Origin of the sequence: Citrobacter sp. KTE151, from assembly GCF_000398845.1 — a bacterium.
Lineage (GTDB): Bacteria > Pseudomonadota > Gammaproteobacteria > Enterobacterales > Enterobacteriaceae > Citrobacter > Citrobacter braakii.
On the sequence record NZ_KB976066.1, the window covers coordinates 203,426 to 221,702 of the forward strand.

At 52.6% G+C, this 18,277-nt stretch carries 16 protein-coding genes; 8 read left to right on the forward strand and 8 right to left on the reverse strand.

Translation table 11 applies throughout. The features are described from left to right. Nucleotides 1-179: 179 nt before the first annotated feature. On the reverse strand, nucleotides 180-683 hold the full coding sequence (locus WC7_RS03355) for an RrF2 family transcriptional regulator (RefSeq protein WP_016154877.1): 504 nt from the start codon (nucleotides 681-683) through the stop codon (nucleotides 180-182). Between the two features lie 232 nt (nucleotides 684-915). Between WC7_RS03355 and WC7_RS03350 the strand changes: the two genes are divergently transcribed. Beyond that, nucleotides 916-2,115, forward strand: coding sequence for an NAD(P)/FAD-dependent oxidoreductase (locus WC7_RS03350; protein WP_016154878.1), 1,200 nt, complete (start codon nucleotides 916-918; stop codon nucleotides 2,113-2,115). Between the two features lie 44 nt (nucleotides 2,116-2,159). On the opposite strand, the gene rsmJ is transcribed toward WC7_RS03350, so the two are convergent. Both rsmJ and prlC read right to left on the reverse strand, forming a co-directional pair. After that, nucleotides 2,160-2,909, reverse strand: a complete 750-nt coding sequence (rsmJ, locus tag WC7_RS03345; protein WP_016154879.1) for a 16S rRNA (guanine(1516)-N(2))-methyltransferase RsmJ — start codon at nucleotides 2,907-2,909, stop codon at nucleotides 2,160-2,162. An 8-nt stretch (nucleotides 2,910-2,917) separates the two neighbouring features. Continuing rightward, entirely contained in the window at nucleotides 2,918-4,960 is a 2,043-nt protein-coding gene (prlC, locus tag WC7_RS03340) for an oligopeptidase A (protein ID WP_016154880.1), read from the reverse strand. Between the two features lie 214 nt (nucleotides 4,961-5,174). Here prlC and WC7_RS03335 point away from each other — a divergent pair, with 214 nt between their 5' ends. Then, complete coding sequence (locus WC7_RS03335; RefSeq protein ID WP_016154881.1) at nucleotides 5,175-6,017, forward strand: 23S rRNA (adenine(2030)-N(6))-methyltransferase RlmJ; 843 nt, start codon at nucleotides 5,175-5,177, stop codon at nucleotides 6,015-6,017. 104 nt (nucleotides 6,018-6,121) lie between these two features. Continuing rightward, nucleotides 6,122-7,474, forward strand: coding sequence for a glutathione-disulfide reductase (gorA, locus tag WC7_RS03330; RefSeq protein ID WP_016154882.1), 1,353 nt, complete (start codon nucleotides 6,122-6,124; stop codon nucleotides 7,472-7,474). A 66-nt stretch (nucleotides 7,475-7,540) separates the two neighbouring features. Here the strand turns inward: gorA and dinQ are convergent, their stop codons facing one another. Both dinQ and WC7_RS03325 read right to left on the reverse strand, forming a co-directional pair. Continuing rightward, nucleotides 7,541-7,624, reverse strand: coding sequence for a damage-inducible type I toxin DinQ (dinQ, locus tag WC7_RS26865; RefSeq protein WP_003837776.1), 84 nt, complete (start codon nucleotides 7,622-7,624; stop codon nucleotides 7,541-7,543). Nucleotides 7,625-8,005: 381 nt separating this feature from the next. Continuing rightward, the gene (locus WC7_RS03325) at nucleotides 8,006-9,400 is read right to left on the reverse strand and encodes a cytochrome-c peroxidase (RefSeq protein WP_016154884.1); all 1,395 of its coding nucleotides are present in this window, start codon (nucleotides 9,398-9,400) and stop codon (nucleotides 8,006-8,008) included. A 425-nt stretch (nucleotides 9,401-9,825) separates the two neighbouring features. Between WC7_RS03325 and WC7_RS03320 the strand changes: the two genes are divergently transcribed. Beyond that, the gene (locus WC7_RS03320; protein ID WP_016154885.1) at nucleotides 9,826-11,475 is read left to right on the forward strand and encodes an alpha,alpha-trehalase; all 1,650 of its coding nucleotides are present in this window, start codon (nucleotides 9,826-9,828) and stop codon (nucleotides 11,473-11,475) included. 27 nt (nucleotides 11,476-11,502) lie between these two features. Here WC7_RS03320 and WC7_RS03315 read toward each other — a convergent pair whose 3' ends face one another. Continuing rightward, the gene (locus WC7_RS03315; RefSeq protein ID WP_016154886.1) at nucleotides 11,503-13,092 is read right to left on the reverse strand and encodes an STY4199 family HEPN domain-containing protein; all 1,590 of its coding nucleotides are present in this window, start codon (nucleotides 13,090-13,092) and stop codon (nucleotides 11,503-11,505) included. Between the two features lie 167 nt (nucleotides 13,093-13,259). On the opposite strand from WC7_RS03315, the gene WC7_RS03310 reads away from it, so the two are divergent. Next, complete coding sequence (locus WC7_RS03310; RefSeq protein WP_016154887.1) at nucleotides 13,260-13,814, forward strand: GNAT family N-acetyltransferase; 555 nt, start codon at nucleotides 13,260-13,262, stop codon at nucleotides 13,812-13,814. A gap of 71 nt (nucleotides 13,815-13,885) precedes the next feature. Beyond that, nucleotides 13,886-14,236 (forward strand): glycoside hydrolase family protein, encoded by a 351-nt coding sequence (locus tag WC7_RS03305; protein ID WP_016154888.1) that lies wholly within the window; start codon nucleotides 13,886-13,888, stop codon nucleotides 14,234-14,236. Between the two features lie 18 nt (nucleotides 14,237-14,254). On the opposite strand, the gene WC7_RS03300 is transcribed toward WC7_RS03305, so the two are convergent. Then, a complete protein-coding gene (locus tag WC7_RS03300; protein WP_016154889.1) occupies nucleotides 14,255-14,857 on the reverse strand; it encodes a helix-turn-helix transcriptional regulator in 603 nt (200 codons plus the stop codon). Nucleotides 14,858-15,405: 548 nt separating this feature from the next. Beyond that, nucleotides 15,406-16,164 carry an SDR family NAD(P)-dependent oxidoreductase gene (locus tag WC7_RS03295; protein WP_016154890.1) on the reverse strand — a complete coding sequence of 253 codons (759 nt, stop codon included), beginning with the start codon at nucleotides 16,162-16,164 and terminating at the stop codon, nucleotides 15,406-15,408. Between the two features lie 119 nt (nucleotides 16,165-16,283). Here WC7_RS03295 and WC7_RS03290 point away from each other — a divergent pair, with 119 nt between their 5' ends. Both WC7_RS03290 and yhjD read left to right on the forward strand, forming a co-directional pair. After that, nucleotides 16,284-17,183, forward strand: a complete 900-nt coding sequence (locus WC7_RS03290; RefSeq protein ID WP_016154891.1) for a LysR family transcriptional regulator — start codon at nucleotides 16,284-16,286, stop codon at nucleotides 17,181-17,183. A gap of 47 nt (nucleotides 17,184-17,230) precedes the next feature. Further along, nucleotides 17,231-18,259, forward strand: coding sequence for an inner membrane protein YhjD (gene yhjD, locus WC7_RS03285; RefSeq protein WP_016154892.1), 1,029 nt, complete (start codon nucleotides 17,231-17,233; stop codon nucleotides 18,257-18,259). Nucleotides 18,260-18,277: the final 18 nt, after the last annotated feature.

Below are 18,277 nucleotides of genomic sequence, written 5' to 3' on the forward strand. Positions count from 1 at the left end.
AGTCACATCGCGGTTTTTTTTGCCTTTTAAGTCCTGCATTGTAAGAGCGTAGTTTATACAAACAGGTCATCATGAATGGACATGACCATGAACGATATTGCGTTGATTAAGACTTCAGTTATTATCACGCCAGCGGAAAACGCTTCTCACCGAGGATGAGCACCGGGCATTTTCAATCGCTACCCTTTGCGCGCGTTAATCCACTCCTGAACTTCGACCACAAAAGTGTCCGGCGCTTTGCGGTACATTTTGCGCGCCAAATCCAGAATCGTATGCTGACCGAGCGCTTCTTCCATTCGCTGCTGAGCCATATCCATTACCGAGCGCACACCACAAATGCCTTCACAGGCCCACTCCGGCGGATGCTCCTCAAATACCGCCAGCCGCTGGCGAATTTCACGACACTCAAAGATGCGCTTATCGCCATCAATGGCATTCACCACGTCCAGCACCGTAATGTGTTCAGCAGGTTTAGCCAACTGGAAACCGCCGCCCTTTCCCTCAATGCTGCGCACCAGGCCCGCTTTCGACAAACGGGTGAAAATTTTCGCCAGGTAGTCGTACGGCACACTTTGCAGCTCGGCAATTTCCCGCACGCTCATATCCCGCGCATCGCCCTTGCTGTCGACCATACACATCAGGCTATGAATGCCGTACTCAACCCCGGAACTGTAAAATGCCATTCTCTTATCTCAGCCAAAATGAATCTGAGTTAATTGTAGCTTTTTCGTCTCATCCATTCCAGACAGCAGCACAACCCATATTTATATAAAAACTTTAATCATATATTTATCAAATAGATAATCAAACACCCTACGACATCAGGACAAAAAGGATCCTGATCGCATTGCAATTCTTAACTACGACAAATAAAATCCGAGTAAATTATTCGTAGTCACCAGAGAGAACCCCCCAATGCGTAAACGAATTCTGATCGTGGGCGCCGGCTTTGCCGGTATGTGGGCAGCATTAAGCGCCGCACGACTGGCGGATAAATATCAGCAGGCCATTGATATTACAGTAATTGCACCACAGCCAGAGCTGCGTGTCCGCCCACGCTTTTATGAACGCGCCGTACAAACCCTGGTCGCCCCGCTGCAACCCTTGTTTGACGTTACCGGCGTCAACTTCCTGCAAGGTCACGTCGAGCAGATCATCCCGGACTCTAAAGAGGTGAGCTGGAAAGATGCCAACGGTGAAATTCATCTGCGCCGCTACGACCGCCTGGTACTCGCCAGCGGGAGTCACGTTAACCGCGACGCCGTTGTCGGTGCAGCCGAGCATGCGTTTGACCTCGACCAGCTCGAGAGCGCCACCGCACTGGAGCAGCACATTACAGACCTGGCATTACAGCCGGAAAGTGAGACTCGCAATACGGTGGTGGTCTGTGGCGGCGGCTTTACCGGGATTGAGATGGCGCTGGAATTACCTGGTCGTCTGCGTGAGATTCTGGGTGCCGATGCTAAGACCAGAGTGGTCGTAGTTGAACGCGGTGCTCAGCCTGCCGGGCGCTGGAGCCAGGAATTACGCGACGTAATAATCGAAGCCTCCACTGAACTGGGCATCGAATGGTTGGTAAATGCAGAAGTAGAAAGCGTGGATGCCGGGGGCGTAACGCTGAAAGATGGGCAGGTTATTGCCTCTCAAACAGTTATCTGGACCGTCGGCGTGCAGGCCAATAGCCTGACAGCACAGATTAACGCCCCGCGCGATCGACAGGGCCGCCTGCATGTGAATGCCAATCTGCAGGTCGTGGGTCATGATGATATCTACGCCACTGGCGATGTGGCCTACGCCGCCACCGATGACAAAGGCAACCATGCGTTAATGACCTGCCAGCACGCTATTTTGTTGGGTAAATTTGCCGGTAATAACGCCGCTGCAAGCCTGCTAGGAGTAGAACCTTCACCGTACCGTCAGGAGATGTACGTCACCTGTCTGGATCTCGGCGCGTGGGGCGCGGTGTATACCGAAGGATGGGATCAGCAGGTTAAACTCACTCGCGCAGAAGCGAAGAAACTGAAAGTATCGATTGTCAGTGAACTGATTTATCCGCCGAAAGCGGAAAGAGCCGTCGCATTTGAGATGGCTGACCCATACGCACCGTTTGTTTAAGCAGTAATGCCGGATAGCGGCTAACGCCTTATCCGGCCTACAAACTACGCGGTCCCCGCGTAAATATCAAACCGATGCCCTTTCGTGACTACCGCGTTCGGCGTGGCGACATCCGCCAGCGGCGGCGCGTAATCCGGGCGCTTCACTACCACACGTTTAGTGGCTAGCTGACGCGCAGGCTCCAGCAGCCCATCCGCATCCAGGTCCGGCCCCACCAACGACTGAAACACGCGCATCTCTTTTTTCACCAGCGCACTTTTCTGCTTATGCGGGAACATCGGGTCGAGGTACACCACCTGCGGACGCGGGGAGATATCGGTTAACGCCGTCAGGTTTGAGGCGTGGATCAGTTGTAAACGTTCCTGCAGCCACGGACCGATTTCCGGGTCAGCATACCCTCGCGCCAGGCCATCATCCAACAGCGCCGCCACGACCGGGTTACGTTCCAGCATTCGCACGCGGCAGCCTACTGAGGCCAGCACAAACGCATCGCGCCCCAGCCCTGCAGTCGCATCAACCACATCCGGCAGGTAATCGCCTTTAATGCCAACCGCCTTCGCCACCGCTTCGCCGCGACCACCGCCAAATTTGCGCCGATGGGCCATCGTACCGCCAACGAAATCCACGAAGATACCGCCGAGTTTGGGCTCATCACGTTTGCGCAGTTCCAGATGTTCCGGTGTCATCACCAGCGCCATCAGGTTATCTTCATCGTGCGTAAGATTCCAGCGGACGGCAAGAACAGATAAGGCGCCGTCTCCGGCGCCAGTTTCATCTACTAAGCAGATTTTCACGTGAATAATCAGCCTTTAATCCCGTAATGCTCCAGCATTGCATCCAGTTGCGGCTCACGGCCACGGAAGCGCTTGAACAGTTCCATCGGCTCTTCAGAACCACCACGGGTGAGAATGTTATCGAGGAACGATTGTCCGGTTTGACGGTTGAAAATCCCTTCATCTTCAAAGCGAGAGAATGCATCCGCCGCCAGCACGTCGGCCCACAGGTAGCTGTAGTAACCCGCCGCATAGCCACCAGCAAAAATGTGGCTGAAGGCATGCGGGAAGCGGCCCCACGTTGGGCCCGGCACCACGGCGACCTGCTTTTTAATTTCTGCCAGCGTTTCGAGGATTTTCGCCCCTTGCTGTGGGTTAAACTCCGCATGCAGACGGAAATCAAACAGGCCAAACTCCAGTTGACGCAGAATAAACAGCGCCGCCTGGTAATTTTTCGCCGCCAGCATTTTATCCAGCAACTCCTTGGGCAGCGGCTCACCGGTCTCAAAGTGACCAGAGATAAATGCCAGCGCTTCGGGCTCCCAGCACCAGTTTTCCATAAACTGGCTCGGCAGTTCGACCGCATCCCACGGCACGCCGTTGATACCTGAAACACCGGCGGTTTCGATACGGGTCAGCATATGGTGCAGACCGTGGCCGAACTCGTGGAACAGGGTGATCACTTCATCGTGGGTAAACAGCGCGGGTTTGCCGTTCACCGGGCGGTTAAAGTTACAGGTCAGGTAGGCAACAGGCTTTTGCAGCGTACCGTCGGCTTTACGCATTTGGCCGACGCAGTCGTCCATCCACGCCCCGCCACGTTTATGTTCACGGGCATACAGGTCAAGATAGAAACTGCCGCGCAGTTCGTTGTTTTCGTCATACAGTTCGAAGAAACGTATTTCCGGGTGCCAGACGTCAACATCAGTGCGCTCTTTAGCGGTAATGCCGTAAATACGTTTAACCACTTCAAACAGGCCGTTAACGGCTTTGTTTTCCGGGAAGTATGGACGCAGCTGCTCGTCGCTGATGCTATAGAGGTGCTGTTTTTGTTTCTCGCTGTAGTAAGCGATATCCCACGGCTGCAGCTCATCGACACCAAATTCCGCTTTCGCGAAGGCGCGCAGTTGAGCCAGCTCTTTCTCGCCCTGAGGACGGGCACGTTTCGCCAGGTCCGTCAGGAAGTCGAGTACCTGCTGCGGGTTTTCCGCCATTTTGGTGGACAGAGATTTAAAAGCGTAGCTTTCAAAGCCCAGCAGCTGTGCCAGCTCGTGGCGCAGCGCGAGGATCTCTTCCATTATCGGGCTGTTGTCCCATTTACCAGCGTTTGGCCCCTGGTCAGACGCGCGAGTGGAGTAAGCGCGATACATCTCCTCACGCAGCCCCTGGTTATCACAGTAGGTCATCACCGGCAGGTAGCTTGGGATATCCAGCGTTAACAGGTAGCCTTCCTGCTGTTTAGCATCAGCCTGGGCTTTTGCAGCCGCCAGCGCGCTTTCCGGCATGCCGGAGAGTTCCGCTTCATCAGTCACCAGCTTAGTCCAGCCCATCGTGGCATCGAGGACGTTATTGCTGTAGAGATTGCCCAGCTCAGACAGGCGGGTGGCAATCTCACCATAGCGCAGCTGTTTTTCCTTCGGCAGACCAATACCAGAAAGCTCAAAATCGCGCAGCGCGTTATCGACCGCTTTTTTCTGTGCGGTGTTCAGGGTGGCGTAATGATCGCCGTCACGCAGGTCGCGGTACGCTTTGTACAGACCTTCATGTTGCCCAACCCAGGTGCTGTATTCAGACAGCAGCGGCAGCGTTTGTTCGTAGGCTTCGCGCAATTCCGGGCTGTTCTTCACCGAGTTCAGGTGGCTAACCGGAGAGAAAATACGCCCCAGCACATCGTCAACTTCCGCCAACGGCTGGCAAAGATTTTCCCAGGTGTACGGCGCGCCCTGCGCAACCACTCGCTCAACGTTTTCGCGGCAATCGTTCAGCGCCTTAGTCACGGCAGGCACGACGTGCTCAGGCTGAATTTTAGAAAATGGCGGCAGTTCGAAGGGGGTCAGCAATGGATTGGTCATTAGCGCGGTCCTGTTGAAAAGAGTGAATGAAGCGCGTATCCGGCGCTGTGCATATTAATTTGTACAATGGGGTTAAGTGTAGAGGATTTCAATGCCAGGCGTTGCGCTTTCGCGGCAGTGACGACTTTTCTGTATACTGTGGCGATACGCTTTATTTTCGCCCGATATTGCGCTGTTTTCGGGCCTACGTTTATAACCTGGAACACGTTTACCCATGCTGAGTTATCGCCACAGTTATCACGCTGGCAACCACGCCGACGTCCTTAAACACACCGTCCAGAGCCTGATCATCGAATCGCTTAAAGAGAAAGAAAAACCGTTTCTCTATTTGGATACCCATGCTGGCGCAGGCCGTTATCAGCTGAGCAGTGAGCATGCCGAACGTACCGGTGAATATCTGGAAGGGATCGCCCGTATCTGGCAGCAGGACGATTTGCCTGCCGAACTGGAACCCTACATTGGCGTGGTGAAGCACTTCAACCGTAGCGGCCAGTTGCGCTATTACCCCGGCTCTCCGTTAATTGCTCGCCAGCTGCTGCGAGAACAGGACAGCCTGCAATTAACGGAACTGCACCCGAGCGACTTTCCTTTGCTGCGCGGCGAATTCCAGAAAGATGAGCGCGCACGCGTGGCCAAAGCCGATGGTTATCAGCAGCTAAAAGCAAAATTACCGCCGGTTTCCCGTCGCGGGCTGATCCTTATCGATCCCCCCTACGAAATCAAAAGCGACTACCAGGCGGTGGTGACCGGTATTAACGAAGGCTATAAGCGTTTCGCAACCGGCACCTATGCGCTGTGGTATCCGGTAGTTCTGCGCCAGCAAATCAAACGCATGATCCACGACCTGGAAGACACCGGTATCCGCAAAATTCTGCAGATTGAGCTGGCGGTGCGTCCGGACAGCGATCAGCGCGGCATGACGGCGTCCGGTATGATTGTAATAAACCCGCCGTGGAAGCTGGAGCAGCAGATGAACAGTGTCCTGCCGTGGTTGCACAGCAAACTGGTTCCGGCAGGAACCGGTCATACGTCGGTAAGCTGGATCGTGCCGGAGTAATCGCAGTCATCGGTGGAACCTTTTAATTTCAGGTATACAATCGCGAATATTTTGGCGGATGGCGTAACGCTTCTCCGCCCTACAATGAACATGAAGGAGCGGTCATGACCAAGCACTATGATTACATCGCTATTGGCGGCGGCAGCGGCGGTATTGCCTCCATTAACCGTGCAGCAATGTACGGCCAGAAATGCGCGCTGATTGAAGCCAAAGAGCTAGGCGGCACCTGCGTTAACGTTGGCTGCGTACCGAAAAAAGTGATGTGGCATGCCGCACAGGTCCGCGAAGCAATCCACATGTACGGGCCGGATTACGGTTTCGACACCACCATCAATAAGTTCGATTGGGATAAACTGATCGCCACGCGCACCGCTTATATTGATCGCATTCATACCTCGTACGACAACGTGCTGGGCAAAAATAATGTCGATGTGATTAAAGGCTTTGCCCGCTTTGTGGATGCCAAAACCATTGAAGTGAACGGTGAAACCATTACTGCCGATCATATTTTGATTGCTACCGGTGGTCGCCCGAGCCATCCGAGCATTCCGGGTGTGGAATACGGTATCGACTCCGACGGTTTCTTTGAGCTGCCCGCGCTGCCAAAACGCGTGGCCGTTGTTGGCGCAGGCTACATCGCCGTTGAACTGGCGGGCGTAATTAACGGTCTGGGCGCAGAAACGCATCTGTTCGTGCGTAAACACGCGCCGCTGCGCAGCTTCGACCCGATGATTGTCGACACGCTCGTTGAGGTGATGAACGCCGAAGGCCCGACTCTGCATACTCACGCGATACCAAAAGCGGTCGTTAAAAACGCTGATGGCAGCCTGACCCTGCAACTGGAAGATGGTCGTAGCGAAACGGTAGATTGCCTGATTTGGGCGATCGGTCGTGAACCTGCCACCGACAACTTCAACCTGGCGGTTACTGGCGTGAAAACCAACGAAAAAGGCTACATCGTCGTCGATAAATTCCAGAACACCAGCGTGCCGGGTATTTATGCCGTCGGCGATAACACCGGGGCCGTTGAGCTGACGCCGGTTGCCGTTGCCGCGGGCCGCCGTCTGTCCGAGCGTCTGTTTAACAACAAGCCGGACGAGCATCTGGACTACAGCAACATCCCGACCGTGGTCTTCAGCCATCCGCCTATTGGTACCGTGGGCCTGACCGAGCAGCAGGCTCGCGAACAGCACGGCGATGATCAGGTGAAAGTGTATAAATCATCGTTTACCGCGATGTATACCGCTGTCACCACCCACCGTCAGCCGTGCCGCATGAAGCTGGTTTGCGTCGGCCCGGAAGAGAAGATTGTCGGTATTCATGGCATTGGTTTTGGGATGGATGAAATGCTGCAAGGCTTCGCGGTCGCTCTGAAAATGGGCGCAACCAAGAAAGACTTTGATAACACCGTTGCCATTCACCCAACGGCATCTGAAGAGTTCGTGACCATGCGTTAATCGCGCTTCATGAATGTTAAAGGGCAAAGAGGGGTTAGCTCTTTGCCCTTAGTTACGTTTCCGCTATCAGTTCAGCAGTTGCAGCAGATAGCGGATCAGCTCCAGCAACGCGATTAACGCTCCCAGAACGATGATTGCTTTATCAATCACCCGTCTTCTCCATCAGATGGAGTGAGAATGCATCCGCTTACTCATCCATTGCCTGTCACGGCGCATGTCCCAGTGTTAGATGATGGAACTCTCACTCCGGCCAGAGCATCGGCCAACGGCACCACCCGTACAGCCGATCAGGACTTAGAAAGCGTTTAGCGCGCGTCCGGAATGAAAATGCTTCAGAGCTAACTGGATAAGTATACAGTTATTTTAATCAAAACAACCAGCGTATTCTTGCAATACTACCGGTAAGGTAATACGATTGAAGCGTTAGATGATGGAACTCTCACTTCGGCCAGAACCACCAACTCGGGCTGAAGCGTAAAAAAACCGACGTGAAGTCGGTTTTTTTACGTCCGAATCTGGACCACAGAGAAATTATTTACCCTGCATATACGGTGTATATACCCCATTAAGGCTTTCGAGGAATGCCACGATATCGTCGATATCTTCCTGAGGCAGTTCTTTACCCACCTGATAACGCAGCATCAGTTTTACCGCGCCGTCGAGCGTAGGCACATCACCGCGATGGAAATAAGGCGCAGTCAGCGCAACGTTACGCAATCCAGGGACTTTCTGACGCAGCTTGTCACGTAATTCATTGGTGACGTTCATGCGGCCAATATCTGCAGCAGTGACCTCGCCGAAATTAAAGTCCTTTTTCAGCCCCAATGGCTCAAATGAACGTCCGCCTAAAATAATACCGCCATGACAGGTCGCGCACTTATTATCTTTAAACAACTGATAGCCATGTTTTTGCTGAGCGGTTAAGGCCGCTTCATCACCACGCAGCCATTTATCAAACGGCGAATTTGGCGTAATCAGCGTTTTCTCAAATTCAGCAATCGCATCGGTAATATTATCCCCACTGAACCCCTGCGGATAAACGGCAATGAACTCTTGCTTAAGTTGCGGATCCTTATCCAGTTTCTGGATAATTTCATCCCAGGATTTAGACGCCATTTCGATAGGGTTCAACGGTGGACCACCGGCCTGCGCCTGCAGTGTTGGCGCACGGCCATCCCAGAATTGCTCAACGTTAAAGACCGAGTTAAATACCGTTGGCGCATTGATAGGGCCAACCGCGCCGCCTACACCGATTGACGTTTTCCGGCCATCCACGCCGCCCGCATTCAGGGCGTGACAGTGCGCACAAGAAATCGTGCTGTCGCCGGAAATACGCGGGTCATGGTAAAGCGTAAAACCAAGCGCTACTTTGCGGGCATCGGTCGGAATGCTTTCCGGTATCGGCTGTACAGGTTCATTACGATGCTGCGTGGCAGTATCGTTACTGGCGTAGTACTGCTCACGCTGTTTCGCAATCCAGCCCAGGATCTCTGCTCGCTCCGTATCGCTTACCTTGCCAGCCCAGTGCAGTGCGGTATAACGCGTCGGCGGCATGGTGTCGTACTGCATCACCCACTCAATTTTATTCAGATCGCTTTGCGAAACGGGTTTATCCGCGACCAGCGCCGCACGAACGGCCTCCAGATTGAATGATTTGTATCCCAGTTGAATATCATAATTCATCAACTGCTTAGCGACGGGAAAAGAAGAATAGAAAGGTAGTTCAGCCGAAGGAGTGTGACAATAATCGCATCCTTTTTCACGTAAGAACCCTAGTACTTTATTATTTTCTTCCAGCGTAGAGGCCTGAACATCAGCCTGTTTACTCCGTTGATTATCGTGATACCACACATAACCGGATAATCCAAAATAACAAATCGCGACGCCAGCTATGGCAATCACGGTAAGACGGGTAATGATTTTCATTATTTTACCCTCACCGTTGTGAGTTATTGTGACCCAGAAAATTAGAATAATTAATAGACAGTCTTTGTCAGACCTGACCATCATAGGAAATGAGGGGATTACTATTTTGATAAGTATCAAGCAATTACATGGAGGAGAACTATCGATAGAATAGCCTGTACCTATTATAGAGTTAAACGTTACCAGGTTGTGTTCACACCTCGTTGCAATCGAATGTTCTGAAAATGGAATATCCTCAGGTTGTGCAGAATTCAGAATTATTCATTATTTTCATTAGGATAGATTTATTTTTTGGATATTGCGCAGCACTAAAATGTGATCGACCGCACGCTTTACTCACCAGATACCGAAGCGAATGTCTACGCTTAATTGACGAGCGGGCAATAGCCTTAATCTTTCAACGTCCATCGGAGGTCTTTCGCATTATGCTCAACCAGAAACTACCCCACGCCCCTTCTGAAGAAATGACGATCGACATCGATCTGCTTTATGAAATGGATCCGTGCGAGTTAAAGCTGGATGAAATGATTGAGGCGGAGCCTGAACCGGAGATGATTGAAGGGTTACCCGCCTCAGATGCGTTAACTCCCGCCGATCGTTACCTCGAGCTGTTCGAACACGTTCAGTCGTCGAAACTGTTTGCCGATAGCAAAACCTTCCCCGACTGTGCACCGAAAATGGATCCGCTGGATATTTTGATCCGCTATCGCAAGGTTAAACGCCACCGCGACTTTGATCTGCGACGCTTCGTCGAGAACCACTTCTGGCTCCCGGAAACGCCCTCCAGTGAATATGTTTCTGACCCGGCAAATTCGCTGAAAGAGCATATCGATCAACTGTGGCCGGTGCTGACGCGCGAACCACAGGACCACATTCCCTGGTCCTCGCTGCTGGCGTTACCGCAGTCATATATTGTGCCCGGCGGACGTTTTAGTGAAACCTACTACTGGGATTCCTACTTCACCATGCTGGGTCTGGCGGAGAGCGGTCGCGAAGATCTGCTGAAATGTATGGCGGACAACTTTGCCTGGATGATTGAAAACTATGGTCACATCCCGAACGGTAACCGTACTTACTACCTGAGTCGCTCGCAGCCGCCGGTCTTTGCGCTGATGGTCGAACTGTTTGAAGAGGATGGCGTACGCGGCGCGCGTCGTTACCTTGATCATCTAAAAATGGAGTACGCGTTCTGGATGGATGGCGCAGATTCCCTGGTACTCAACCAGGCCTACCGTCACGTGATCAGAATGTCGGACGGCTCCCTGCTCAACCGCTATTGGGACGATCGTGATACGCCGCGCGATGAGTCGTGGCTTGAAGACGTCGAGACCGCCAAGCATTCGGGTCGCCCACCCAATGAAGTGTATCGGGATTTGCGCGCGGGCGCGGCCTCCGGCTGGGATTACTCCTCGCGCTGGCTACGCGATGCAGGCCGTCTTGCCAGCATACGCACCACTCAGTTCATCCCTATTGACCTGAACGCGTTCCTCTACAAGCTGGAGAGCACTATCGCCAATATTTCCGCACTGAAAGGCGACAAAGAAACTGAAGCGCAGTTTCGCCAGAAAGCCAATGACCGCCGCGATGCGGTGAATCGCTATCTCTGGGACGATGAAAACGGCTGCTATCGCGATTACGACTGGCGGCGCGAACAAATGGCCCTGTTCTCTGCCGCCAGTATTGTGCCGCTGTATGTCGGCATGGCAACGCATGAACAAGCCGACCGACTTGCCAATGCGGTCCGCAGTCGCCTGCTAACCCCCGGAGGGATTTTAGCCACGGAGCATGAAACGGGTGAGCAATGGGATAAACCCAACGGCTGGGCGCCGCTGCAATGGATGGCGATCCAAGGTTTCAAACTTTACGGCGACGACCATCTCGGGGATGAAATTGCCCGTAACTGGTTGAAAACGGTGAATCTCTTTTATCAGGAACACCACAAGCTTATCGAAAAATACCACATCGCCGACGCCGCGCCGCGCGAAGGCGGCGGCGGCGAATATCCGTTACAGGACGGCTTTGGCTGGACCAATGGCGTGGTGCGCCGACTCATCGGTCTGTATGGCGAACCCTAGCAGCTGACGGTCTGAATTATCAGACCGTCAGTTAATCGCATCGTACAGTTCGGCGTGAATTTTTTGCCATTTCTTGTTCTCTGGGCTTGGCTGCGCGCGAACGCGTAGCTCGGCCTGTTCAAGGTCATACTGCTGACGCGCGACAACCGCCGGCACCGAGCAAAAACTTTGCAGATAGCTTTTATGCAGCGATGTGAGTGACGCCCCATTCGCCATCGCATGGCTGACCGTGGTCATAAACTGCCGACATGGCTTACTCTCACTCATCTGCGAAGGGTAACGCAGCAGCAGCCTCAACACCTCGGTATTGCCTGCCGAGAATGCCTGCTCCGTCCACGCCAGCTTCCAGTCCATCCCGCCCTGTAGGAAAAGTGACGTCACACGGGTGTCGTTGCGCTCGATAGCCGCGCGCATGTTAAAGGCATCCCAGGTGATGCCCATTCGGGTCACCGACTCCCGCGCACCAGGGGCATCACGCCGTGGCTCCTCCTGCACGATTTCAACGGATAGCCCGGAAGACGCTTGTGGCGCTGGCGAAGTGAATAACCAGAACGCGCCCAGCGAAATCACCAGCACCATCACACCGACCGCTACCCACAACATGCCGGAAATCAGCTGTTCACGTTCTTCCGCCGTGCGCCTGGCCCGCTTCTCCGGCGGATCGATACTGTCTGCGATTTCCTGTTTATCGCCCCCCGCCTGCTCGTCTTTTTGCTTTGCGTTTTCCCAAAACTGGCGAACCGTCGCCTCATCGGACGCCAGATACGACGCAGGATTAATGCGCGTACGCCGTTCTTCAAATGCCCGCTGCACAGGGTGAGTAATCTGTCGGTACTGGCAATCCAGCAACAGCAGCTGTACTGAGGTTAGCGGCTGCTGCGCGATAACGCAGTTACGGGCCAGGCGGCAGTCATCCAGGAACATCCTCAGCGTGATACGTGGCTCAACAAACGACATGAGCACCGAGGTGTCGTTAAAAATCTCGCTAAAATGCCGAACGAATAACTTCTTATCGACAACCATCAGCGCCAGTTCGCTAAACATCATGCCGTCCAGCGCATCCCGACTTTCCCCCAGCTTCAACCAGCGACGCAGACGTTCACCGCCAAAGTGCTGTTTCAGGAAGCTGTTGAGCGGATGTTGATCCGGCCATACCCGCGCAATGAGGGATTTGAGGGTTAATTCTATTGCGCGAAGCTGACGCTGCGCCCGCATCTGCGCATCCGGCTCTGCACGTTCAATCTCGGTTGGATACTTCAGGAGGGGCTGTTGCTGGCGCAACTGTTCCAGAGAAGCGACAAAGCGCAGCGCAGAAATCAGCTGGTTTTCACTGACGTCCTGGCCATTTTCATATTGCGGCACGCTCTGCTGAAGATGGCGTAGCCGCAACGTGAACTGACTCAATTGCGCGTCATTCATCTGCAACCGCCTGGCGACAACACCCCAACCTCCCAGATTCAATCGCGCCTGGTCAAGCTGCTCGAGAAACCAGCGTGGATCTTTACCCTCTGCGACGCGCACGCCAAGCATCAGCAAAATTTCTACCGAGGCCTGCCGGATTATCCCCAAACAATGTTCGAATGGTGTACATGTCGCCTGTAACGCGCTATTGGTCATTATCTTCCCTAAAAGGACCCAAAAAGTGCGGCCTCACAATGGTGTGTAGTTATCTTTTTTAAATGCAGCGCTGTGCCGCCACAGACTAAAACACATTCATATAGCAAATAAATATGTTTTACAGTGACTTCCACACAATCATTGAAAATTATTCTGGAGATAAGCCTGTGCCTGTACTGAAAACCTCGCGTTTTATCTGCCGCCCGCTCACACATGACGACTGGGCGTTTTTCTTAACGCTACAGCAGAACGCAGATGTGATGCGCTTTGTCGCTGACTCGCGTACCGAAGAGGAGATACGGACAGTCTTTGACTCCCGCTTGCCTGAATGGTCTCCCGGCAGTCCACACTGGCTGTGCCTGGTCCTGTGCGATAAGGCATCGGGCGTACCGCTTGGGGTAACCGGATATATTCAGGATAAAAATGAATGTGCCGAGGTCGGCTTTCTGCTCACTCCCGAGGCGCAGGGCAAAGGTTATGGCGCTGAATCCCTGCATGCCGTTTGCGATTATGCGTTTACCGCCGGAGGACTACGCCGACTGACGGCCTGCGTCACCGCAGGAAACGATGCCTCACGGCGTCTACTGGAAAAGGTCGGGTTCATTCTCGAAGGCACGCTGCGAGAAAGCTACTGGCTACATCAAACCTGGCATGATGACTGGATTTTCGGCCTGTTAAAACATGAATATCAGCCGCCCGCGCCATCAGGCGTTTTGCTGTAAAAAATGGCTGGATGGCGGCTGGCGTAACGGGGTGTGTTTCTTAAAATAGGTCTCTTTGTACAGAGATTATTATGCCGCTGCATTCGACGCATTTCACGCCCGCCTGTATCGCATTTATTAAGCAATGGCAGGGCCTGTCGCTGGAAAAGTATCAGGACAAAAAGGGGATCTGGGTCATTGGCTACGGGCACGAAATCACCGCAGATGAATCCTTTGATGCCCCAATTATGCTGATGCAGGCCGAAACATTGCTGCTCGCGGATATAAATATCTGCGAGGCATTCATCCATAAGGAAATGCCGCAAATACAAGATCGTTTTCAACAGGAAGCGTTAATTGCATGGATGCTCAGCGTGGGGATTAGCCGGTTTTGCACTGCTGAATTCTGGCCGGGGGCTATTTCACAGCCAGAAACAGTCTGACTGTGAAATATTTGCCCATTATAGGGTGTCGTTTAGCATCATTGCCGCCTGCGTACGGTTTTTTACCTCCAGGCGCTGATACAGCGATTCAAGATGGGCTTTTACCGTTCCGGTGCTGATATTTAATAATCGACCAATTTGTTTATTAGATTCTCCGGCGGCCAGCATCGTCAGAATCTCCCGCTGACGCGCGCTGAGCAATCTGATATTTTGCCCGCCACATTCGGTCGCTGTGATGCAATCTCTGGGGATAAACATCATACCTATCGCGACGCTATTGAGTGCCAGCGTGAAGGTTTCCGCATCAGAATCGCGCGGAACAATGGCCAGCACGTTTAATTGCGTGACTTCCTGTAGCCATTTTTTACGGCAGTCCGTTGCGGTTACCAGCACTTTTACCTTCGCAAAGCGCTCTGCTATCTGTTGCAGCAAGCTACGGCAGAACTCAGCGTCAAAATCTCCATCCAGCATTACCAGTGCATCAGGATTGTCTTCCAGCGTCCGCCAAAGATCATCTGCCTGACTGACACCCTGAACATTCACTCCTGGAATACGCTCTTGCAAAATTACATTCATTCCATGAATAAATATTGACTGCCTGTCAAACATTATTAACTGCATTATTTATCTCCGTCTGAATAAGATATTAGCCTTAACACGCGGAAGGGTATTATCCGAGGGGCAAAATATGAAGTCACCATTTGGCGGAGGCCATTTTACCGATAGACGGAGAAGAAAGAAGCAGACGTTATAAATAGTTACAGCTGAAACCAAAGAATCACACAAAGGATCAAAATCGGGGTCAAATATTCAGAAAATCCTTAATATTTGATGTTCAACCCTGGATTACTAATATTAATAATTCGGAGTTTATATTCTTAGCTAAAAATAAGAAACTCACGATAACAGACAAATATGTTACAAAACAAAATATCGCATTAAATGATCATTCGGGCATGAGAATGGGAAGGTGATCATGGTTTCTGATACAACAAATCCACTCCCGAAGAAGAATGAACTCTTCAGAACGTTTATCCCCCCTCTCTTTCAGCACCGCTGATCGCAGTATCAGATTCCAAATAATACCGGCAAACGCCACCAGCTATATTTTGATTTCTGATGGCGCGCCAGTTTTCTATTGCTCAAAAGGCTAAGTTAGAGGCGGTCAATTACAGGAACATCCCGCCAGAGACTTCGATACGCTGTGCCGTCATCCAGGCCAGCTCATCGCTGAGCAACGCAGCAATGGCGTCGCCAATATCGTCCGGTAACCCAACACGCCCCAGCGCCGTCTGCGATGCAATGTAGGCATTCAATTGCGCATTATCCCGCACGTTTCCGCCGCTAAAATCCGTCTCGATTGCCCCAGGCGCAATAATATTCGCCGTAATGCCGCGCTCTCCCAGCTCTTTCGCCTGATAACGGGTTAACACCTCCATCGCCCCTTTCATGGCAGCGTAAGCGCTGTAACCCGGTAGCGCAAAGCGCGACAATCCGGTCGAGACATTAAGAATGCGTCCGCCGTTGTTGATCAGCGCCAGCAGGTTCTGTGTCAGGAAAAAAGGTCCTTTAAAATGGATGTCCAAAAGCTGGTCAAATTGCGCTTCAGTGAACGCCGGATACGGTGCGTTAATGCCAACTCCGGCATTGTTCAATAAATAATCAAAGGTGTCGCTTTGCCAGTGCGTTTGTAGGGTTTCCTGCACCTGTTTGACAAACTGAGGGAAAGTGGAAATATTTCCGACGTTCAACGGTAATGCTACAGCTTTACCGCCAGATTGGCGAATTTCATCCACAACCTGCTGTGCTTCTTTTTCATTGCTGTTCCACGTCAGGATGACACCAATGCCTTTACTCGCCAGCTTTAGCGCCGCGTTTTTACCGAGTCCACGGCCGCCGCCGGTCACCAATGCGATACGTTGCGTCATAAGAAACCTCATTTCAGGTGTTGTGAAGATTGAGACAAAGCTTATTAGGTGGTAGAAGAACAATAAATACCGCTTACTGCGCATTACTGTTTCATTTAGAACAACAATAGGGCATGAGAATGGATAAAATTCACGCAATGCAGTTGTTCATCCGCGTCGCAGAACTGGAGAGCTTTTCGCGCGCGGCAGACACCCTCGGACTTCCTAAAGGTAGCGTATCGCGTCAAATCCAGGCCCTGGAAAATCATCTGGGCACACAGTTGTTGCACCGCACAACCCGCCGCGTTCAGCTCACGCAAGACGGCATGATCTATTACGAACGAGCGAAAGATTTGTTGAGCAATCTCGATGAACTGGATGGGCTATTCCATCACGACCCGGCCAGCATCAGCGGCAAGCTGCGCATCGATATGCCGGTTGGTGTGGCGAGAAATCTGGTGATGCCCCGCTTACCGGCCTTCTTGCATCAGTATCCGGGGCTTGAGCTCGAACTTAGCAGCAGCGACCGCCTGGTGGACTTGATCCGCGAAGGCTTCGACTGTGTGGTACGCGTGGGGACGCTGAAAGATTCAGGGCTGATTGCGCGCCCGCTGGGGAAACTCACGCAGATTAACTGCGCCAGCCCGCAATACCTCGCCCGCTTTGGTTATCCGGAAAGCCTGGAAGATTTAGCCTCGCATGCGGTGGTGCACTACTCAGTCAATTTGGGAACACGTGCGCAAGGCTTTGAAGTGGCGACAGACAACGGAGCTAAATGGGTTAAAACCGGCGGCATGCTGACGGTGAACAGTACCGAAACGTATCATGCGGCATGTCTTGCCGGTCTGGGCATTATTCAGGTACCGCGCGTGGGCGTGCGTGATGCCCTGCGCGCCGGTACGCTGATTGAAGTATTGCCGCAATATCGCGCCGAACCATTACCGGTTTCATTGATCTATCCGCATCGCCGTAACCTCTCCCGCCGCGTACATCTGTTTATGGAATGGCTGACCGGCGTGATGAAAGACTATGTGGACTGACAAGCTATACTGTCCTGAGAATGAACAGAACAAGGATTACTGCCCTGATGACGCAGGAAAAAGAGATTAAACGCCCCATTCAGGAACTTGAGCACGCACCAATCCCAAAAATTGAGACCCTGGAGCGTAAGAATACAGAAACCAACGGTAAGACCAACCAGGCGCTGAAAACCGCCCTGACCTTCGCCGATAAAATTCAACGCCAGCCCATGATTGCCCATCTGATTCGCGCCGCGGAGAGATTTAACGATCGTATGGGAAATCAGTTTGGCGCCGCCATTACCTACTTCTCGTTTCTGTCGATGATCCCTATCCTGATGGTGTCGTTTGCCGCCGCGGGTTTTATTCTCGCTTCGCACCCTACGCTGTTGCAGGATATCTTCAGCAAAATCCTGCTCAACGTCAGCGATCCGACGCTCGCCTCCACGCTGAAAAACACCATCAATACCGCCGTTCAGCAACGAACCACCGTCGGTCTGGTGGGTCTTGCCATCGCGCTCTATTCCGGAATTAACTGGATGGGAAACCTGCGCGAAGCTATTCGTGCCCAGTCGCGGGATGTCTGGGAGCGGACCCCACAGGATCAGGAAAAAATTTGGGTCAAATATCTGCGTGATTTTGTCTCATTGATTGGCTTACTGATTGCGCTGATTGTTACGCTGTCCATTACCTCCATCGCCGGTTCCGCCCAGCAGATGATTATCTCTGCGCTGTATCTCGACGGCATCGAATGGCTGAAGCCCGCCTGGCGGCTGATCGGCCTGACCATCTCTATTTTCGCCAACTACTTGCTGTTCTTCTGGATTTTCTGGCGGCTACCGCGTCACCGACCGCGCAAAAAAGCGCTCATTCGCGGCACGTTTATCGCAGCATTGGGGTTTGAAGTCATCAAAATGATCATGACGTACACGCTGCCATCACTGGTGCAATCGCCGTCAGGCGCGGCGTTTGGTTCCGTACTTGGCTTGATGGCATTCTTCTACTTCTTCGCCCGTCTGACTCTGTTTTGCGCTGCCTGGATTGCCACAGCAGAGTACAAAGACGACCCGCGAATGCCGGGGAAAACCCACCGCTAATCTTTGTTAACTGCCGGA